Origin of the sequence: Streptomyces sp. NPDC058464 (genome assembly GCF_042721035.1) — a bacterium.
Lineage (GTDB): Bacteria > Actinomycetota > Actinomycetes > Streptomycetales > Streptomycetaceae > Streptomyces.
The window spans coordinates 368832-387445 of sequence record NZ_JBHXMA010000002.1 but is presented as its reverse complement, the minus strand read 5'-3'; the positions used below and the strand labels follow the sequence as shown (position 1 = coordinate 387445).

Sequence of the window (18614 nt, the reverse complement as noted above, 5' to 3'; positions counted from 1 at the left end):
CCCACCCACCCGCACCCGAGAACGAACCGCCCGCCACCCCCTACGGCTTGGGCAGGGTGCAACCACTCGCACTCAGGCTCAGCACGTTCCCCGTCGTGAAGCACGCCGGAATGATGTACGTCTCCTCGGCGTAGTTGATCCCCTGCCGGACCGTCACGGTCCCGTTCTCGTCCACCTCGCACGGGTTGTCGACGGTGCACCGCTCCCCGTCCTCGTTGCCCGTGTTGTTGACGGCGACGACCTGGCCCGTGGTGGTGTCGATCACCGGCGACCCGGACGTCCCGCCGATCGTGTTGCACGCGGAGGTGTAACGGACCGAGTCCTTCCAGGTCCAGTCGCCCTCCTTCAGCCGGTACACGAACCCGTCGATGTTGCAGCTGTAGATCGTCTTCCAGTAGCCGGAGACGACCTTGATGGCGGTGCCGGCGACGGGGTGGGAGGCGCTGACGGTCAGCGGGCTGATGCCGTAGGAGCTCTTGATCGCCGCGTACGTCGTGGTGGTGCGGTAGATCGTGATGTCGGTGTCGGTCATCGTCGAGTAGACGACCTGGTTGGCGCGGAGCGTGGCGACCCGGGTGCCGGAGGAGTTCAGCAGGCCGAAGGTACGGCTGGAGGACTGGCCGGTGATGACCTCGCCGGGCTCGGGGAAGCCGGTCTCCAGGCAGTGGCCGTTGGTGAGGACCAGCGCGGGGTCGCTGTCCGCGGAGTTCGGGAAGCGGATGACCGAGCCGGAGCAGTTGCTGAGCGAGACGGTGCCCGCGAAGTTGACGGTCACCGCCGCGGCCTTGGCCGTCTGCGGCGCGGCGACCGCCGGAGCCGTGCCGATCCCGGTGATGGCCAGGGAGGCGAGCGCGGCGACGAGAGGCTTGTTCATGTGGGGGTCCCCTCTGTACGACGAGGTGACCGGAGATCTTCCGGCCACCCGCTGTTTTTGTCATGCACATTCTCATCACATGGGCGCACGCGGGCAAGGAGTTGTTTCAGGACCGGTGTTGGCGGGTTTCCGCGCAGGAGGCACCGACGCACTCGAAGAACGCCGGGGTGAACCGAACCGCTAGTGGGACTTGCCGCCGCCACCCCTTCCGTGCCCCCAGCCGTGCCCTCCGCCCGAGTAGGTCGCCGTCGGCGTCGTGCCGGTGGTGGCGGTCGGCGACGGCGTCCCGCCCGTCCCGCCGGTCGCGATGGCGCTCGGGGAGGCACCTGACGAAACGCTCGCCGACGCGTCCGGCCGGGCCGACGACGACGTCGCGGCCGGTGCGGCAGACGCGGCCGACTTCGGCGAGGAGGCGGCGGACCCGGTGCGCGGACTCTGCCCGGGCGCCACCGCGGCCGACGACTCACCGGCCGTGCGCTTCGCACCGCCCTGCCCGCCCGGCGTGCCGTCGGTGGACGGGGCCGAGGAGAAGGGAAGACCCACGATCAGCGCGAGCACGGAGGCGGCACCCACCGCTCCCACCGCGGCGACCACGTACGTGCCACGCCGGCCTCGCACACCTCGCACACCCCACACACCCCGCACGCCTCGTGCACCGCGGGCCGCCCGCCGCCGGTCCGCCCGGCCCGGTTCCGCCCGACCCGGTTCCGCCCGGGCGGGGGCGATCCGGGGCAGCTCGCGCGTCTCGTCGTATGCGTTGAGCCAGCCGTGCGCGGTCGCCGGGTCCCGGTACTCCTCGTACGCGGGGGTCGGTCCACCCGCGGGTCGGTAGACGCTGGGCGCCCCGGTCTCGTCCTCGGCAGATCTCGGCATGGACGCGGATTGTAGGGAGAGGAGGGCCCTTTGAGACAGCTACCGGCGATAACAGGCCAAACCGCCGGGCCTCGCCCCGCCCCTGCCCCGCCCCCGCCTGTCCCCCACACGTGTCTCACGTGGCGGAAAACACGGACCGGTGGGCGTTACCGCCCCGTAAGCTCACCGACATGCAGGTGATCCAGTCGACCAAGCTCGCCAATGTCTGTTACGAGATCCGGGGTCCGGTTCTCGAGGAGGCGATGCGGCTAGAGGCGGCGGGGCACCGCATCCTCAAGCTCAACACCGGCAACCCGGCCGCCTTCGGCTTCGAGTGCCCGCCGGAGATCCTGGAGGACATCCTCCGCAACGTCTCCACGGCACACGGCTACGGCGACGCGAAGGGTCTGCTGGCCGCCCGGCGCGCGGTCGTCATGCACAACCAGACCATCGGCATCGAGACCGACGTCGAGCACGTCTTCGTCGGCAACGGCGTCTCGGAGCTGATCGTGATGGCGATGCAGGGGCTCCTGGACGACGGGGACGAGGTTCTCGTACCCGCCCCGGACTACCCCCTGTGGACCGCGGCGGTCTCGCTCTCCGGCGGCACAGCCGTGCACTACCGCTGCGACGAGCAGTCGGACTGGATGCCCGACCTCGCCGACATCGAGCGCAAGGTCTCCGACCGCACCAAGGCGATCGTCATCATCAACCCGAACAACCCGACGGGCGCGGTGTACGACGAGGCGATGCTGCGCGGGCTGACCGACATCGCCCGCCGCCACAACCTGCTCGTCTGCTCGGACGAGATCTACGACAAGATCCTCTACGACGGTGCCACGCACACGCCGACCGCGGCCGTGGCCCCGGATCTGCTCACGCTCACCTTCAACGGCATGTCCAAGGCGTACCGGGTGGCCGGCTACCGGGTCGGCTGGATGTCCATCTCCGGGCCCCGGGCGCACGCCGACTCCTACATCGAGGGCCTGACGATCCTCGCGAACATGCGGCTGTGCGCGAACATGCCGGGTCAGCACGGCGTGGTGGCGGCACTCAGCGGGCGCCAGACGATCAACGACCTGGTGCTGCCGGGCGGGCGGCTCAAGGAGCAGGTGGATCTCGCCTACGACCTGCTCACCCAGATCCCGGGCGTGAGCTGCGTGCGCCCCAAGGGCGCGCTGTACCTCTTCCCGCGGCTCGATCCCCAGGTCTTCAAGATCAAGGACGACCGGCAGATGGTCCTGGACCTGCTGCGGCAGGAGAAGATCATGGTCGTCCAGGGCAGCGGCTTCAACTGGCCGGAGCCGGACCACTTCCGGGTGGTGACCCTGCCGTCGGTCGGGGACCTGCGGGACGCGATCACGCGGATCGGGCGGTTCCTGGACGGGTACGGCCAGCCGTAGGTAGCCGTTGCGCCACGGTCCGTGAGCCCGGTCAACTTTAGACGAAATCTAAGCTAGGATGGCTTCCTGTCAGAGCACAGGAGGCCATCTCCCATGTACGAACCGATCCGCACCAAGTCGGTCCACAGCACGATGGCCGGCACACCTTCCGACTTCCCCCACCGGACGCGCGAGGAGGAGCTGGACATCCAGCTCGCGGGACACCTCGCGGCGCTGCTGGCCGTCACCGACGAACTGCGCGCACTCACGCCGTCCACCGACCTCGACGCCGCCGCGATCCGGCTGGCCGAGCAGGTGGCCCGGCTGCGGGGCGGACGGACGCCGGTCCGCGCGTCACTGACGGCGGTCCAGGAGCCGGCCGCGCTCCACGAGCGTGCGCATGCGCTCGCGGGCCGCGCGCTGGTGGTCGCGGCGTCCCGGGCGGACACCGCGGCGGCGATCCTCGCGGCGGAACGCATGGACGCCCACGCGGCGGCCACGGAACTCACCACAGCCGGCTGACCCACCCCCCGGACGGCCCCGGTCCGCGCGCTCCCGCAGCGACGCGCGGACCGGGTTGCCACATGTCAGTACGCTGAGGTCATGGGCATGGACTACCCGAAGATGCGCGCGATCGCCGAGCAACTCGGGGCCTACGCGGAGCAGCTCGAAGGGACCTGGAGCGTCGAGATCGGCCCCTCCGGTCCGATACTGGCGATGATGTGCCCGTCGAAGCGCCATGAGGGCACGGTCAGCCGTATCCGCAATCAGCTGAACACCCAGCTCCAGGTCACCCACCCCGGCTACATGTGCGAGAACGGCCCGGAGATCGAGCACCCCGCCCTCGGCCGCATGCGCCGCCCCGACGCCGTCGTCATCCCCGAGGACGTGCTCGACGAGGAGGGGCAAGCCGTGGACGCCTCGCACGTGCTGGCGATCGTCGAGATCGGGTCACCGTCCAACCCGGACATCGACTACGCCGAGAAGATCAGCGAATACGCGGCAATGGGCATCGCCCACTTCATGATCGTCGACCCGCGGAAGGGCACGATCGAGGTGCATTCAGACCCGTGCGGGGACCACCACTACCGGCGCATGGACCCGTACATCTACGGCGACCTGGTGCCCTTCGGCCCCTGGCAGGTGGAGACCTCCGCCTTCCGCCGGTACGGCAAGGCCGGGAACGACCCCGTCTGACGGCGCTCGGCGGACTCCGGCGCTCCGGTTTCGTTCCGGGGCGCCCCCTTCACCCCTCGTTCACCCGTTCCACCCAGGACTGAGGGATTCCGGGAGCACTCTCCACCTCGTGAGACGTATCGCGGGAATCGTCCTCGCGGTGCTGCTGATCGGTGGCGTGGTGGCTGCCGTCGTCGCAGGCCGGCAAGGGGATGGCAAGGGCACGGCAACGAAGACCGTGCGCGGTGTGATCGGTTCGGAGAAGTCGGACTTCTTCGCCGATCCCGATGTGGTGAAGGCCCTCGCCGCCAAGGGCTACACCGTGAAGACGGAGGCGTCCGGATCCTGGGCCATGGAGGATCTGGACCTGAAGGGCTACGACTTCGCCTTCCCGTCCAGCTCGGCGCCCGCCGACACGCTGGCCGAGAAGTACCACGCCCGCCAGCCCCTCCCCCGGCCCTTCTACTCCCCCCTCGTGGTGGTGGCCCACCGCAGCGCGGCCCAGGTGCTGGCCGCCAACGGCCTCGCCGTGCTCGACGGGAAGGGCAAGGGGACCCTGAAGATGGCCGCTTACCTGGACGCCGCCCGGCACAACCGGACCTGGCAGCAGCTCAACGGGGCCAAGGCGCACGGCGAGTTGACCGGGACGCTGTACATCACCAGCACCGACCCCGAGACCTCCAACTCCGGCGCCCTCTACCTCGCCGCCGCCTCCTACGTCGCCAACGGGGGGCGGGTGGTGGCGAGTGATGCCGATGTCAGGAAGACGGCGCCGCTGCTGCACAAGCTCGTCAGCGTGCAGGGTGCCCAACAGCCCAGCAGCGACTCGGTGTTCCGGGACTTCATCAGCGGCGCCGGCAACCCGCTGGTGTGCCTGTACGAGTCGCAGGTCGTGTCGCTGCTCGCGGAGCAGCACGGCTCCGACGACCTCGTCGTCCTCTACCCGGACACCACGGTCAACAGCGACCACACCATCGTGCCGCTCGACGACGCCGGCCGGGAACTCGGCGAACTCCTCAGCACCGACCCGACCCTGCGCAGGCTCGCCGTCAGGCACGGCTTCCGGCCCCAGGGCGACTCCGCCGAGTTCGTCAAGGCCACCGCCGACCGCGCCGCCTACCTCAACCAGACACTGACCGGCGTCCGGCAGGCGCCCGTGCCCACCTCCACGGTGCTGCACGACATGGCCCGCCGTGCGCGCGGCTGACGGGGGGACCCTGTGAGCAACTTCGACAAGATGAGGCCGAGCGGCGGTGAGCACCCGCCCACGCTGAGCGGTGAGGACGTCTTCACGCTGACCCCGCCCGAGGCGGTCGCGCCCGTGCCGCGCGAGAAGGCGGGCGGGCTGGTGCCCGTCGACGACGGCGTCCGTACGGACATGGCGCGGAGGGCCTCCGACTACGTCCGCGACCTCGCCGCCCTGGACGCCCGGTCACCGGAGTTCGCGAGCAAGGTCGGCGAGATCACCGGCCTCGGCGCCGGCGAGATGCGCACCGCCGCCTCGCAGTCCAACCGCATGCTGGAGCGTGCCGTCCGCAGCCTGCCCGACAAGGGCGGCGACGCCCAGGCCAAGGTGGCCGGCTCGCTGGTCGAGCTGCGCCGGGTCGTGGAGGACCTGGACCCGCGCGACCTGCCCGCGGGCAAGGGCCGCAAGTTCCTGTCCCGGCTGCCCGGCGGCAACAGGCTCCGCGACCATGTCGCCAAGTACGCCTCCGCGCAGGGGACGTTGAACAAGATCGTGGGCTCGCTGCGCGGCGGGCAGGACGAACTCCGGCGGGACAACGCGGCGTTGCAGACGGAGCGGGTGCGGCTCTGGGAGACCATGGGCAAACTCCAGGAGTACGTGGTCCTCACCCAGGCCCTGGACACCGCCGTCGAGCAGCACGTCGCCCGGATCCCGGACCCCCAGGAGGCCGACGCCGTGCGGGCGGACGTGCTGTTCCCGGTCCGGCAGAAGCACCAGGACCTGCTCACCCAGCTCGCGGTGTCCGCACAGGGCTACCTCGCGATGGACGTCGTACGGCGCAACAACGACGAGCTGATCAAGGGGGTCGAACGCGCGGCCACCACCACCGTCTCCGCGCTGCGGATCTCGGTGATGCTGGCTTCCGCGCTCGACACGCAGAAGAAGGTGATCGAGCAGGTCAACGCGTTGCGCGGGACGACCGAGGACCTGATCCGGGGCAACGCCGAGATGCTCGCGAGCCAGAGCGGCGAGATCCAGCGGATCGCCGCCGACCCGGCCGTGGGCGCCGAGACGCTGCGGGCCGCGTTCCAGCAGATCTACCGGACCCTCGACGCCATCGACACCTACAAGGTGCAGGCGACCGAGGCGATGGCGAACACCGTGCAGTCCCTCACGGACGAACTCCAGCAGGCGAGCGCCTACCTGGAGCGCAGCCGGGCGAAGGGCGCGCTGGACGGCGGCCTCGCATGAACAGACGTGTTCTCCCTGCCCTCCTCGCGGCGGCGGCCGTCGTCCTGGCCGGCTGCACCTCCGAGGACCACGGCGACGACTCCACGGCCCCGAAGCCCGGCACCCTGCGGGTCCTCGCCTCCTCCGAACTCAGCGACATGACGGCCGTCTTCGACCGGGTCCGCAAGGACACCGGGGTCACGATCCGTCCGACCTACATGGGCACCCTGGACGCCATCGACCTGCTGGCCAGGGGAAAGGTGGACGGGAGGTACGACGCGCTCTGGCTGTCCTCCGACGACTATCTGCGGCTGCGTCCGGAGGCGGCGAAGAAGGTCGTCTCCGAGACCTCGATCATGTCCAGCCCGGTCGCGATCGGCGTGAAGACGTCCACCGTCCGCTCGCTGGGCTGGAAGCCGGCCGCCGTCACCTGGTCCCAGGTCGAGCGGGCCGTCGAAGCCGGCAGGCTGACGTACGGCATGACGGATCCGGCCCGCTCCAACTCCGGCTTCGCCACGCTGGTCTCGGTGGCCTCCGCGCTCTCCGGCGCCCAGTCGGCGCTCACCGACGACGACGTCACCAAGGCGACTCCCCGGCTGAAGAAGTTCTTCAGGGGCCAGTCCCTGACCTCGGGCTCCTCCGGCTGGCTGGCCTCGGCGTACCAGCGGCGCGGCAACGTCGACGCCCTGCTCAACTACGAGTCCGTGCTGCAGGGCATCCCCGGTCTCACCGTGATCCGCCCGAGCGACGGCGTGATCACCGCCGACTACCCGTTCTCCTCCCTGGCCTCGACCTCCGCCGCGACCCGCGAGGACGTCCGCAGGGTGACGGAGGACCTGCGCACCGCGGCCGTGCAGAAGCTCATCACGGACACCACGCACCGCCGTCCGGTCGTGGCCTCCGTCGCCCCGGCCGCCGGCCTGGACACCAGCCGCCGCCGCGAACTCCCCTTCCCCGGCAGCAAGTCGGTGGCCGACGGTCTCATCTCGGCCTACGAGAACGACCTGCGCCGGCCCTCCCGCACGGTCTACGTCCTGGACACCTCGGGCTCGATGAAGGGCGACCGCCTCTCCCGCCTGAAGAAGGCCCTCACCGGCCTCACCGGCGACTTCCGCGACCGCGAGGAGGTCACCCTGATGCCGTTCGGCTCGGACGTGAAGAGCGTCAGCACCCATGTGGTCGACGACAAGGCCGACCTCGCCGCGATCCGCAAGGACACCGACGCCCTGCACGCCGACGGCAGCACGGCGATCTACACCTCCCTGGAGAAGGCGTACGGCCGGCTGAACCCCTCCCAGGACACCTTCACGTCGATCGTGCTGATGACCGACGGCGAGAACACCACGGGCGCCAAGGTCGCCGACTTCGACGAGTTCTACAACAAGCTCTCCACCGACCGGCAGCAGATCCCCGTCTTCCCCATCCTCTTCGGCGACTCCTCCCATGCCGAACTCCAGCACATCGCCGCCCTGACCGGCGGCCGTCTCTTCGACGCCCAGCGGGGCTCGCTGGACGGCGCCTTCGAGGAGATCCGTGGCTACCAGTAGGGCTCTCGCCTACCTCGAATCCCGTAAGAACCTCACGGGCAGCGGGGCCGGCCTCGTCGGCCTGGTCCTGACCTTCACGGGGGTGGCGGGCACGTACTGGCCGGTGGTGGTGGCGGGCCTGTACGGCGCGGGCGCACTGATCGCGCCGCCGGAACGCCCGCCGCTGCCGGAGTTCCCGACCCCGTCCGCCCAGCTGGGCGAGGTGCGGGCCGACTTCCGCAAGCTGGAGACCTATCTGGCGGAGGTCGGACTGCCGGCCTCGACCGAAGCCCGGCTCGGCGAACTGACGGACCTGCTGACCGCGTTGCTGGACCCGGGCCGGCCCGCCGAGCTGCTCGCCCAGGACCCGGAGGGCGTCCATGTCCTCTCGCGGACGGTCCGGCAGGACATCCCGGAGGCGGTCGACAGCTTCGTACGCACCCGGTGGTGGACGCGGCTGGCCCCCGGCCAGGAGCCTCCCGAGCGGCACCTGGAGCGACAGCTGGCCCTGCTGAAGGAGGAGGCGGAGCGTCTGGCGGCAGACCTCAGGGACGCCGAGGCCCGGCGCCAGGAGACGCACACCCGGTACCTGGAGGACCGCAACAACTGAGGCCGGCCCCGGCCTCAGTCGTCGCGGTGGCGGTCAGGGACAGCTGATGCGGGTGTCGCCCGGGTCGGTGGTGCAGGTGTCGGTGCCGGCGCCGCCGTTGGCCGTGTCGTTGGCGGACACGCCGTCGGTGGTGACGACCCGGTCGTTGCCGGCGGATCCGTTCACGATGTCGTTGCCCGGTCCGCCGTAGAGGGTGTCGTTGGCGTTGCCTCCGTCGATGGTGTCGTTGCCGTAGTCGCCGTAGACCGTGTCGGTGCCGTCGTTGCCGCGGAGGGTGTCGTTGCCGCCCAGGCCGCAGATCACGTCGTTGCGGAAGGTGCCGTTGAGGGTGTCGGCGCCGCTGGTGCCGATGATCGTGCAGCCCCGGGAGTTGTTGACGGTGCCGGTCGCCGTGGCGGTGTTGTTGCCGGTCGCCGGGTCGGCCGGGGTGCCCGTGACCGTGGCGGTGTTGCCGAGGGTGCCGGTGGCGCGGGGTTCGGCGACGACCGTGACCGTGGTGCTCGCGCCCGGCGCCAGCGTGCCGAGGGCGCAGGTGGCGCCGGTCGCGGTGGTGGTGCAGCTGCCCTGGTCGGGGGTGGCCGAGATCAGGGTCGCGCCCCCTCCGGAGAGGGTGTCGGTCAGCGTGACCCCGGTGGCGGCCGCGGTGGAGGCGGCCGCGTTGGTCACGCGGACCGTGTAGGTGGCGCGGTCGCCGATGGTGACGGAGGACGGGCCGGTCTTGGTGACGGAGAGGTCCGCGCTGGGCGGCGGCGGGGTGCTTCCGCCCCCGCCCAGGTAGCGGGCGAGCGCGAAGTCGTTGTTCGGTCCGCCCTGCCCCGCGGCGACGATCCGGCCGTCGGACTGGAGCGCCACGCCGTGGGCCACGTCGGTGCCGCCGAAGCCCGTGGTCACCCGGCCGCCGGTGCCGAAGCCGCCGTCCGGACCGCCGTCGGTGTTGTACCGCAGGACCGCGAAGCCGCCGGCCCCGCCGCCTGCGACGACGATCCGCCCGTCGCTCTGCAGTTTCACGTCCTGGGCGCTTCCGCCGGGGGTGACGGCCAGGCCGTCGCCGTCGAAGGTCGTGTCCAGAGTGCCGTTGGTGTGGTAGCGGGCGAGCGCGAACCCGCCGCCGCCCCCGCCGGCCGCGACGATCTTGCCGTCGGGCTGGATCGCGAGCGCCTCCGCGGTGTCGTAGTCACCGAAGTCCGTCCGCTGGATGCCGCCGCTGCCGAACCCGGTGTCGAGGCTGCCGTCGCCGTTGTAGCGGATGAGCGAGAAGTCGAAGCGGGTCGTCCCGACCTGGCCCGCGACCACGATCTTGCCGTCGGGCTGGAGGGCCAGGGCGCGCACGTCGCCGCCCTCCTCCGGAGAGGGCGAGGGGTCGGTGGTCACCATGCCGTCACCGCTGAAGCTGGTGTCCAGGGTGCCGTCGGAGAGGTAACGGGCCACCGCGGCCTGGCCACCGACATAGCCCGCGGCGACGATCCTGCCGTCCGGCTGCACCGCGACGTCCATGGCCTCTTCGGGGGTGCCGAAGTCGGTGAACACCCGACCGTCACCGCCGCCGAATCCCGTGTCCAGCGTGCCGTCGGTGTTGTACCGGGCCACGGTGAACCAGCAGCAGTTCTCGTACCCGCGCCAACTGCCGCCCGCCACGACGATCTTGCCGTCGGGCTGGAGCGCCACGGCATGGGCCTCGCTCCACTGGAGCTCCTCGGGCGGGATCATGTTGTTGACGGGGGTCGTGACCCTGCCGTCGCCGCCGAAGCTCGTGTCCAGGGTGCCGTCGGCGTTGTGCCGGGTCAGCGCGAAGTCGCTCTCCGGCACCGTGTCGGAGGCGGAGGAGCCGACGGAGACGATCTTGCCGTCGGACTGCACCGCCACGTCGTTGGCGGAGTCGGTGCCACCGAGGTCGGTGCGGACCGTGCCGTCGCCGCCGAATCCGCTGTCCAGGTCGCCGGGGGCGGCGACCGCGGTGCCCGGCAGGGCCAGGAGCAGCGCCAGGAGGGTGGCTGCCACGGTTCCGGCCCGGATCGTGCGTGATCGAACACCAGGTGTGAACGATCGAACATGTGGTGTGAACATATCCGCCAGCGTTCCGGCGCCGGTCCACGGGTCGACGCGCCACGAGCCGCCTTGGGCTCACCGGCCGCAGGAAATCAGCCCGGCGGGCGACCGCGGCCCCACCCGCACAGGCGAAGGCCTGCCGTCCCCGTGCCCGTCGGGGCGGACGGGAGCAGGGACGGCAGGCCCAGGAGCCGCACACGCCGTTGTGCGCGGCCTCGCCGGTTCACACCGCGGCCGGTCGTGACGATCGCTGGTCAGGGCACATCCGGACCGGCCGCGGAGTCTTCTCGGAGGGAGACTCGGAGTCTTTTCCGAAGGGGGCTCAGCCCAGCCGCTCCACCAGCGCCCGGTACTCGGCCCACAGCTCCTTCGGCGTGTGTTCGCCGAAGGTGTTCAGGTGGTCGGGGACGAGGGACGCCTCCTCCCGCCAGACCTCCTTGTCGACGGTCAGCAGGAAGTCGAGGTCGCTGTCCGCGAGGTCGAGCCCGTTGGTGTCGAGGGCGTCCCGGGTCGGCAGCACGCCGATCGGTGTCTCGACGCCCTCGGCCTTGCCGTCCAGCCGCTCCACGATCCACTTCAGGACGCGGGAGTTCTCGCCGAAGCCCGGCCAGACGAACTTGCCCTGGTCGTTCTTGCGGAACCAGTTGACGTAGTAGATCTTCGGCAGCTTGGCCTGGTCCTTGTCCTTGGCCACGTCGATCCAGTGGGCCATGTAGTCGCCCATGTTGTACCCGCAGAACGGCAGCATCGCGAACGGGTCGCGGCGCAGCTCGCCGACCTTGCCCTCGGCGGCGGCGGTCTTCTCGGACGCGACGTTCGCGCCGAGGAAGACGCCGTGGTTCCAGTCGAAGGACTCGGTCACCAGCGGTACGGCGGTGGCGCGGCGGCCGCCGAAGAGGATCGCCGAGATCGGCACGCCCTTCGGGTCCTCCCACTCCGGCGCGATGATCGGGCACTGGGCGGCGGGCACGGTGAAGCGGGCGTTGGGATGGGCGGCCGGGACGTCGGACGCCGGCGTCCAGTCGTTGCCCTTCCAGTCCGTCAGGTGGGCCGGAGTCTCCTCCGTCATGCCCTCCCACCAGATGTCGTTGTCGTCGGTCAGCGCCACGTTGGTGAAGACGGCGTTGCCCCACAGCGTCTTCATCGCGTTGGCGTTGGTGTGCTCACCGGTGCCGGGCGCGACGCCGAAGAAGCCGGCCTCGGGGTTGATGGCGTAGAGCCGGCCGTCCTCGCCGAACCGCATCCAGGCGATGTCGTCGCCGATCGTCTCCACGGTCCAGCCGGAGACGGTGGGCTCCAGCATGGCGAGGTTCGTCTTGCCGCAGGCGGAGGGGAAGGCCGCGGCGACGTACTTCGACTCGCCCTGCGGCGGAGTCAGCTTGAGTATCAGCATGTGCTCGGCGAGCCAGCCCTCGTCGCGCGCCATGACGGACGCGATGCGCAGGGCGTAGCACTTCTTGCCGAGCAGGGCGTTGCCGCCGTAGCCGGAGCCGTAGGACCAGATCTCGCGCGACTCGGGGAAGTGCGAGATGTACTTGGTCTGGTTGCACGGCCAGGGGACGTCGGCCTGGCCCTCCGCGAGCGGGGCGCCGAGGGTGTGGACGGCCTTCACGAAGAAGCCGTCGGAGCCGAGTTCGTCGAGGACGGGCTGGCCCATGCGCGTCATCGTGCGCATCGAGGCGGCGACGTACGCCGAGTCCGTGATCTCCACGCCGAGAGCGGACAGCGGCGAGCCGAGGGGGCCCATGCAGAACGGGACGACGTACATCGTCCGGCCCTTCATCGAGCCGCGGAACAGGCCCTTCTCGCCCGCGAAACTGTTTTCTTCTCCGGTAAAGATGGCCCGCATCTCGGCGGGGGCCTTCCAGTGGTTGGTCGGGCCGGCGTCCTGCTCCCGCTCGGAGCAGATGAACGTGCGGTCCTCGACCCGGGCGACATCGGTCGGGTCGGAGGCCGCGTAGTAGGAGTGGGGGCGCTTGATCGGGTCGAGCTTCTTGAAGGTGCCCTTCGCCACGAGCTCTTCGCACAGTCGCTCGTACTCGGCCTCGGATCCGTCACACCAGACCACGCTGTCCGGTTGCGTCAGTTCGGCGATCTCGTTGACCCACGAGATCAGTTCCTGATGGTTGGTGGGGATGACGGTGGGAGCCGCGATGTCGCGCGCCACGATTGCTCCTAAATGAGGGATTTTTGATCTTGTGGCCCTGTTTTCAGGCCTTGTTGCCCCGTGGGGGCTGCGACCCGGATGCTTCGTAGCCGCTCATCCGGTGCCGACCGCACTCATTTGATCCTCCGACTCGATCACCCATCTGTCCAGAGGGAGTCACAGATGAGCGACGTGAGGAAGGCCACGGTTTCTGCGCCCACCTGCGTTTCTTTGCGTCCACATTGAGTTCGCCTCAAGGTCTTTTTGCTCATCGATGTGAGCGCAACCGAGGCCCCGTGAGACGATGGCCACTCTCCGGTGGTCATCGAGCGAGACTGATCCGTAACTTACGGTTCCGTAGGTACGATGCCCTTCATGACTGCGCCCGTCCCCGACGCGCCCACGGACTCGCCGACCGCCGGCCGTGGTTCCGCCGCGCTCTCCTCCCTGTCGCAACAGGTCAAGCCCAAGCTGCGCGGCTGGCTGCACCTGGGCATGTTCCCGGCCGTACTGGTCGCGGGCCTCGTCCTCACCGCCCTCGCCGACTCGCCGCGCGGCCGTATCGCCTGCGGGATCTTCGCCCTGACGGCATGCCTGCTGTTCGGCGTGAGCGCGCTCTACCACCGGGGCAACTGGACCCCGCGCATGGACGGGATCCTGCGCAGGCTCGACCACGCCAACATCTTCCTGATCATCGCGGGCACCTACACGCCCCTGACCATGCTGCTGCTGCCCGGAGCGAAGGGGCAGTGGCTGCTGTGGGGCATCTGGGGCGCGGCGGCCGCGGGGATCGTCTTCCGGGTCTTCTGGGTCGGCGCACCTCGCTGGCTGTACACGCCCTGCTACATAGCGATGGGCTGGGCGGCGGTCTTCTTCCTGCCCGACTTCATGCGCACCGGCGGTATCGCGGTCCTGGTCCTGGTGATCGTCGGCGGTCTCCTCTACAGCGCGGGCGGCGTGATCTACGGCATCAAGCGCCCGAACCCGTCACCGCGCTACTTCGGGTTCCATGAGGTGTTCCACTCCCTCACGCTGGCCGCCTTCGTCGTCCACTACGTCGGCATCTCCCTGGTGGCGTACCAGCACGCGTAGCTCCCGGCACCGCTCGTCCGAGTGGCCACGGCTTCCGAGCCGTGGCCACTTTTTTCATGCCCTCTTCCACATTACGACATCAACTCGCCATTGACAGCAACTGGATTTTGAGAGCTACTCTCATTTCATGGCTACTGTCACTCATCTTGAAGAGACGCACCAGAACCCCCGCCGCTGGTGGGCTCTCGGTGCCCTGGTCGCGAGCATGCTGGTGCTCGGCTTCGACACGACGATCCTCAACGTGGCGCTCCCGACGATGGCCGAGGAGCTCGGCGCCACCACCAGCCAGCAGCAGTGGATGGCGGACGCGTACGTCATCGTCTTCGCGTCGCTGATGCTCCCCGCCGGACTCCTCGGCGACCGCTTCGGCCGCCGCCGGATGCTCGTCGTCGGCCTGCTGGTCTTCCTGGCGGGCTCGGTGATGGGCTCGCTCGCCGGCGACGTGAACTGGGTGATCGCCGCCCGCGCGGCGATGGGCGTCGGCGCGGCGCTGGTGATGCCGCTCGCGATGTCGGTGCTGCCCTCGCTGTTCGGGCCGGGCGAGCGCACCCGGGCCGTCGGCATCGTCTCGGCCGCCTCGGCGCTCGGCCTGCCGCTCGGCCCGATCATCGGCGGCTTCCTGCTCAACCACTTCTGGTGGGGCTCGGTCTTCCTGATCAACGTGCCGATGGCCGCCATCGGCATCGCCGCCTGCGTCTTCCTGCTCCCCGAGACCAGCGACCCGGCCTCCCCCAGGGTCGACATCCTCTCCACCGTGCTCACCGCGGTCGGCCTCGGCGCCCTGGTCTACGCGATCATCGAGGCCCCCGGCCGCGGCTGGGGCGACCCGCTGGTGCTGGCCCTGTTCGCGGTCGCCGTCGTCCTCGGCACGGCGCTGGTGCTGCGCGAACGCCGGGCGGTGCGCCCCATGCTCGACATGGAGCTCCTCACCCACCGCGGCTTCCTGCTGAACACCCTCGCGGCGACCCTGGTGATGTTCGTGCTGTCCGGCCTGCTGTTCGTGCTGCCGCAGTACCTCCAGGCGGTCCTCGGCAACGACGCCTTCGGCACCGGCCTGCGCCTGCTCCCCATGATGGGCGGCCTGGTCATCGCCGCGCGCACCGCCCAGCCGGTCGTCGCCCGCTTCGGCGCCCGCGCCGTGGTCGCCGCCGGCCTGGTCGTCCTCGCCTTCGCCGCCCTGCTCGGCAGCCGCACCTCGGTGAGCGACGGCTACGGCTTCACCGCGCTGTGGCTGTCCATCGCCGGCCTCGGCTTCGGCTTCTCGGTGGTCCCCTCCATGGACGGCGCGCTCGGCGCCCTGCCCGCGGACCGGGCCGGCAGCGGCTCCGGGCTGCTGATGACCACGCGCCAGGTCGGCGGCGCGATCGGCATCGCCCTGCTCGGCAGCCTGCTGGCCGGTGCCTTCCGGGACCGCCTGGACGTCACCGGACTGCCCGCCCCGCTCGGCCACACCGCGGGGGAGTCCGTCGTCGCCGCCCACCTGGTCGCCGCGAAGACCGGCTCGACCGACCTCGTCGCCTCCGCGAACGCCTCGTACGTCCACGGCATGGGCCTGGTCCTGATGGTGTGCGGGATCGCCGCGCTCGCCACCGCGCTGCTGGCCGCCGCGCTCCTGCCGAACACCCCCGCCGAGCGCCGCACCGAAGGGAACGAGTCCCCGGCCGTGGCCCCCGCCACCGCCGATGCCGGACAATGACCGGCATGACGGCCGCACATCCTCCCCTCTCCCCCGCCGACACCCCCCGGCTCGGCCTGCGCGAACGCAAGAAGATCAAGACGCGCGAGGCCATCCGCACCGCGATGTACGCGCTGGTCGCGGAGCAGGGGTACGACGCGACGACGATCGAGCAGATCGCCGAGCGGGCCGAGGTGTCGCCGTCGACGGTCTACCGGTACTTCCCGACCAAGGAGGACATCGTCCTCACGGACGAGTACGACCCGCTGATCATGGAGGAGCTCCGGGCACGGCCCACCGACGAGCCGTGGCCGGTCTCCCTCCGCCATGTGATGCACCGGGCGATCAGGCTGGGCGCGAAGGACGACCCCGTGGTCTCCCGGCTGCGCACCCGGCTGATGGTCGAGGTGCCGGCGGTGCGCTCGCGGATGATGGAGAGCATGTCGAGCACCGGCCGCATGTTCCGGCGGGCCATCGGCGAGCGCACCGGCCTCGACCCGGACAGCCTGGAGGTACGGGTCTACGCGATGTCCATCGTCGGCGGACTGATGGAGACCTCGATGTACTGGGCGGAGCAGGAGCACGAGCCCGACTTCGACGCCCTCGTCGACCGCGCCCTGAACGTCATCGAGCACGGCCTGCCCCCGGAAAACCACTGAGGTCAAGGCCCTCGCCCATGCGATCCTGACCAGGTGAACGCTCCCGAGATCCAGGTCGAAGTCGCTCCCGGGCTGGCCCTGTTCGTCCCGCACGCCCGCCGCGTGGGCGTCCACCCCCTCGGCGTCGACGGCGTCTCGACCCTCGGCCACGTCATCGAGTCCCTCGGCGTCCCGCTCACCGAGGTCGGCGCCCTGGTGGTGGACGGCCGGGAGGTCCCGCCGGGCCACATCCCGGCGCACGGCGAGTCGGTGGCCGTTCGCCCGGTACGGCGCCCGCAGCGGGTCCCCGGGGCTCCGCTCCGCTTCCTCCTCGACGTCCACCTCGGCACCCTCGCCCGCCGGCTCCGCCTCCTCGGCGTGGACACGGCGTACGAGTCGACGGACATCGGCGACCCGGCCCTCGCGGCCCGCTCGGCGGCCGAGAAACGCGTCCTGCTCAGCCGCGACCGGGGCCTGCTGCGCCGCCGCGAACTCTGGGCGGGCGCGTACGTCTACAGCACCAGCCCCGACGACCAGCTCCACGACGTCCTCGACCGGTTCGCCCCCGCCCTGCGCCCCTGGACCCGCTGCACGGCCTGCAACGGCCTGCTGAAGGAGGCGACGAAGGACGAGGTGGCGGACCAGCTGAAGGGCGGCACGCAGAAGTCGTACGACGTCTTCGCGCAGTGCGCGGAGTGCGGCCGGGCGTACTGGAAGGGCGCGCACCACGAGCAGCTGGAGGCCATCGTGGCACGCGCCCTCGCCGAGTTCGCCTGAACCGGCGCCGGTCCGGGGTCAGTTGCGGCCCAGCGCCCGGTACTCCCAGCCGGCCGCGCGCCACTGGGCGGGGTCGAGGGCGTGCCGGCCGTCCACGACCCGGCGCCGGTTCACCACGGCGCCCATGGCCTCCGGGTCGATCTCCCGGAACTGCGTCCACTCGGTGAGCAGGACCACGACATCGGCGTCCGCGGCGGCCTGCAGCGCGTCCGTCCCGTACGCCAGCTCGGGGTGGACGCGGCGGGCGTTGTCCATCGCCACCGGGTCGTAGACCGTCACCTGCGCGCCGGCCCGGTGCAGGGTGGCGGCGACGTCCAGCGCCGGGGCGTCCCGGATGTCGTCGGAGTTGGGCTTGAAGGCCGCCCCGAGCGCGGCCACCTTCGTGCCGGCGAGTTCGCCGCCGACCAGCTCGCGGACCAGGTCCACGGTGCGGGCCCGGCGCCGCTGGTTGATCGCGTCCACCTCGCGCAGGAAGGCGACCGCCTGGGAGACGTCCAGTTCCTCGGCGCGGTGGATGAACGCCCTGATGTCCTTGGGCAGGCAGCCGCCGCCGAAGCCCAGTCCCGGCTTCAGGAACCGGCCGCCGATCCGGTCGTCGTAGGCCAGCGCCTCCGCCAGCCGGTGCACGTCGGCGCCGGTGGCCTCGCAGACCTCCGCCATGGCGTTGATGTACGAGATCTTCGTGGCGAGGAAGGAGTTGGCGGCGACCTTGACCAGTTCGGCGGTCGGCAGGTCGGCGACCACCACCGGGGTGCCCTGGGCGATGACCGGCGCGAACGCGGCGCGCAGCTGCTGCTCCGCCCACGCGGACTCGGTGCCGAACACCAGCCGGTCGGGGTGCAGGGTGTCCTCCACCGCGAAGCCCTCGCGCAGGAACTCCGGGTTCCAGGCCAGCTCCACGGCGTCCCCGGCCGGGGCGGTGCTCCGGACCAGCTCCGCGAGGCGGGCCGCGGTGCCCACCGGCACCGTCGACTTCCCGACCACCAGGGCCCGGCGGTGCAGGTGCCGGGCCAGCTCGGTCACCGCGCCCTCCACGTAGCGCAGGTCCGCCGCGTAGGAACCGGGCTGCTGCGGGGTGCCCACGCAGATGAAGTGGATGTCGCCGAACTCCGCGGCCTCCGCGAGGCTCGTCGTGAAGTGCAGCCGGCCTGACTCCTGCGCCTTGACCAGGAGTTCGGGCAGCCCTGGCTCGAAGAACGGTACCTGCCCGGCTCTCAGCAGCTCGATCTTGCCGGGATCGACGTCGACGCCGAGCACCTCGTAGCCGAGTTCCGCCATGCACACGGCGTGCGTGGCGCCCAGGTAGCCGGTGCCGATGACGGTGAGACGGGGCGCGTGGGTGCTGTCGGGAAGAGTGTCCATGATGCCTCCGAGGGGATGTCCGAGCGGAAAGCGCGCATGCCG

16 protein-coding genes are annotated in these 18614 nt (G+C 70.7%); 11 read left to right on the top strand and 5 right to left on the bottom strand.

Features of this window, described 5'->3' with window-relative positions:
• Positions 1-40 precede the first annotated feature (40 nt).
• Together ACFWPQ_RS04750 and ACFWPQ_RS04745 are read right to left on the bottom strand one after the other, a co-directional pair.
• Positions 41-874, bottom strand: coding sequence for a trypsin-like peptidase domain-containing protein (locus tag ACFWPQ_RS04750; protein WP_384029922.1), 834 nt, complete (start codon positions 872-874; stop codon positions 41-43).
• Positions 875-1054: 180 nt separating this feature from the next.
• Positions 1055-1747 carry a hypothetical protein gene (locus ACFWPQ_RS04745; RefSeq protein WP_384029920.1) on the bottom strand — a complete coding sequence of 231 codons (693 nt, stop codon included), beginning with the start codon at positions 1745-1747 and terminating at the stop codon, positions 1055-1057.
• 170 nt (positions 1748-1917) lie between these two features.
• Between ACFWPQ_RS04745 and ACFWPQ_RS04740 the strand changes: the two genes are divergently transcribed.
• The 7 genes from ACFWPQ_RS04740 (at position 1918) to ACFWPQ_RS04710 (ending at position 8836) form a co-directional block, all read left to right on the top strand.
• Positions 1918-3129, top strand: coding sequence for a pyridoxal phosphate-dependent aminotransferase (locus tag ACFWPQ_RS04740; RefSeq protein ID WP_361303612.1), 1212 nt, complete (start codon positions 1918-1920; stop codon positions 3127-3129).
• A 93-nt stretch (positions 3130-3222) separates the two neighbouring features.
• Positions 3223-3630, top strand: coding sequence for a hypothetical protein (locus tag ACFWPQ_RS04735; protein ID WP_384029918.1), 408 nt, complete (start codon positions 3223-3225; stop codon positions 3628-3630).
• A gap of 87 nt (positions 3631-3717) precedes the next feature.
• The gene (locus ACFWPQ_RS04730; RefSeq protein WP_384030096.1) at positions 3718-4305 is read left to right on the top strand and encodes a Uma2 family endonuclease; all 588 of its coding nucleotides are present in this window, start codon (positions 3718-3720) and stop codon (positions 4303-4305) included.
• Positions 4306-4414: 109 nt separating this feature from the next.
• The gene (locus ACFWPQ_RS04725; RefSeq protein WP_384029916.1) at positions 4415-5491 is read left to right on the top strand and encodes a hypothetical protein; all 1077 of its coding nucleotides are present in this window, start codon (positions 4415-4417) and stop codon (positions 5489-5491) included.
• Positions 5492-5521: 30 nt separating this feature from the next.
• A complete protein-coding gene (locus ACFWPQ_RS04720) occupies positions 5522-6721 on the top strand; it encodes a toxic anion resistance protein (protein ID WP_384030094.1) in 1200 nt (399 codons plus the stop codon).
• Entirely contained in the window at positions 6718-8247 is a 1530-nt protein-coding gene (locus tag ACFWPQ_RS04715; protein ID WP_384029914.1) for a substrate-binding domain-containing protein, read from the top strand. Before ACFWPQ_RS04720 ends, ACFWPQ_RS04715 begins: the two co-directional genes overlap by 4 nt.
• Positions 8234-8836, top strand: a complete 603-nt coding sequence (locus ACFWPQ_RS04710; protein WP_384029912.1) for a hypothetical protein — start codon at positions 8234-8236, stop codon at positions 8834-8836. The genes ACFWPQ_RS04715 and ACFWPQ_RS04710 overlap by 14 nt, the downstream gene beginning before the upstream one ends.
• 33 nt (positions 8837-8869) lie before the next feature.
• On the opposite strand, the gene ACFWPQ_RS04705 is transcribed toward ACFWPQ_RS04710, so the two are convergent.
• Both ACFWPQ_RS04705 and ACFWPQ_RS04700 read right to left on the bottom strand, forming a co-directional pair.
• Positions 8870-10834 (bottom strand): calcium-binding protein, encoded by a 1965-nt coding sequence (locus tag ACFWPQ_RS04705; protein WP_384029910.1) that lies wholly within the window; start codon positions 10832-10834, stop codon positions 8870-8872.
• Between the two features lie 370 nt (positions 10835-11204).
• Complete coding sequence (locus tag ACFWPQ_RS04700; RefSeq protein WP_384029908.1) at positions 11205-13049, bottom strand: phosphoenolpyruvate carboxykinase (GTP); 1845 nt, start codon at positions 13047-13049, stop codon at positions 11205-11207.
• A gap of 354 nt (positions 13050-13403) precedes the next feature.
• Here ACFWPQ_RS04700 and ACFWPQ_RS04695 point away from each other — a divergent pair, with 354 nt between their 5' ends.
• The 4 genes from ACFWPQ_RS04695 (at position 13404) to ACFWPQ_RS04680 (ending at position 17210) form a co-directional block, all read left to right on the top strand.
• Positions 13404-14120, top strand: coding sequence for a hemolysin III family protein (locus ACFWPQ_RS04695; RefSeq protein ID WP_384029906.1), 717 nt, complete (start codon positions 13404-13406; stop codon positions 14118-14120).
• Positions 14121-14247: 127 nt separating this feature from the next.
• Positions 14248-15816, top strand: a complete 1569-nt coding sequence (locus tag ACFWPQ_RS04690) for an MFS transporter (RefSeq protein ID WP_384029904.1) — start codon at positions 14248-14250, stop codon at positions 15814-15816.
• Positions 15813-16454, top strand: coding sequence for a TetR/AcrR family transcriptional regulator (locus ACFWPQ_RS04685; protein ID WP_384029902.1), 642 nt, complete (start codon positions 15813-15815; stop codon positions 16452-16454). Before ACFWPQ_RS04690 ends, ACFWPQ_RS04685 begins: the two co-directional genes overlap by 4 nt.
• 33 nt (positions 16455-16487) lie before the next feature.
• The gene (locus ACFWPQ_RS04680; protein WP_384029900.1) at positions 16488-17210 is read left to right on the top strand and encodes a Mut7-C RNAse domain-containing protein; all 723 of its coding nucleotides are present in this window, start codon (positions 16488-16490) and stop codon (positions 17208-17210) included.
• An 18-nt stretch (positions 17211-17228) separates the two neighbouring features.
• Here the strand turns inward: ACFWPQ_RS04680 and ACFWPQ_RS04675 are convergent, their stop codons facing one another.
• A complete protein-coding gene (locus ACFWPQ_RS04675; RefSeq protein ID WP_384029898.1) occupies positions 17229-18572 on the bottom strand; it encodes a UDP-glucose dehydrogenase family protein in 1344 nt (447 codons plus the stop codon).
• Positions 18573-18614 lie beyond the last annotated feature (42 nt).

What these genes read in the sequence shown, in the direction of transcription:
- ACFWPQ_RS04690 (WP_384029904.1), top strand. Translation starts at nt 14,248, where the DNA reads ATGGCTACTGTCACTCATCTTGAAGAGACGCACCAGAACCCCCGCCGC.
- ACFWPQ_RS04720 (WP_384030094.1), top strand. Translation starts at nt 5,522, where the DNA reads ATGAGGCCGAGCGGCGGTGAGCACCCGCCCACGCTGAGCGGTGAGGAC.
- ACFWPQ_RS04745 (WP_384029920.1), bottom strand. Translation starts at nt 1,747, where the DNA reads ATGCCGAGATCTGCCGAGGACGAGACCGGGGCGCCCAGCGTCTACCGA.
- ACFWPQ_RS04730 (WP_384030096.1), top strand. Translation starts at nt 3,718, where the DNA reads ATGGACTACCCGAAGATGCGCGCGATCGCCGAGCAACTCGGGGCCTAC.
- ACFWPQ_RS04715 (WP_384029914.1), top strand. Translation starts at nt 6,718, where the DNA reads ATGAACAGACGTGTTCTCCCTGCCCTCCTCGCGGCGGCGGCCGTCGTC.
- ACFWPQ_RS04675 (WP_384029898.1), bottom strand. Translation starts at nt 18,572, where the DNA reads ATGGACACTCTTCCCGACAGCACCCACGCGCCCCGTCTCACCGTCATC.
- ACFWPQ_RS04685 (WP_384029902.1), top strand. Translation starts at nt 15,813, where the DNA reads ATGACCGGCATGACGGCCGCACATCCTCCCCTCTCCCCCGCCGACACC.
- ACFWPQ_RS04695 (WP_384029906.1), top strand. Translation starts at nt 13,404, where the DNA reads ATGACTGCGCCCGTCCCCGACGCGCCCACGGACTCGCCGACCGCCGGC.
- ACFWPQ_RS04735 (WP_384029918.1), top strand. Translation starts at nt 3,223, where the DNA reads ATGTACGAACCGATCCGCACCAAGTCGGTCCACAGCACGATGGCCGGC.
- ACFWPQ_RS04740 (WP_361303612.1), top strand. Translation starts at nt 1,918, where the DNA reads ATGCAGGTGATCCAGTCGACCAAGCTCGCCAATGTCTGTTACGAGATC.
- ACFWPQ_RS04750 (WP_384029922.1), bottom strand. Translation starts at nt 874, where the DNA reads ATGAACAAGCCTCTCGTCGCCGCGCTCGCCTCCCTGGCCATCACCGGG.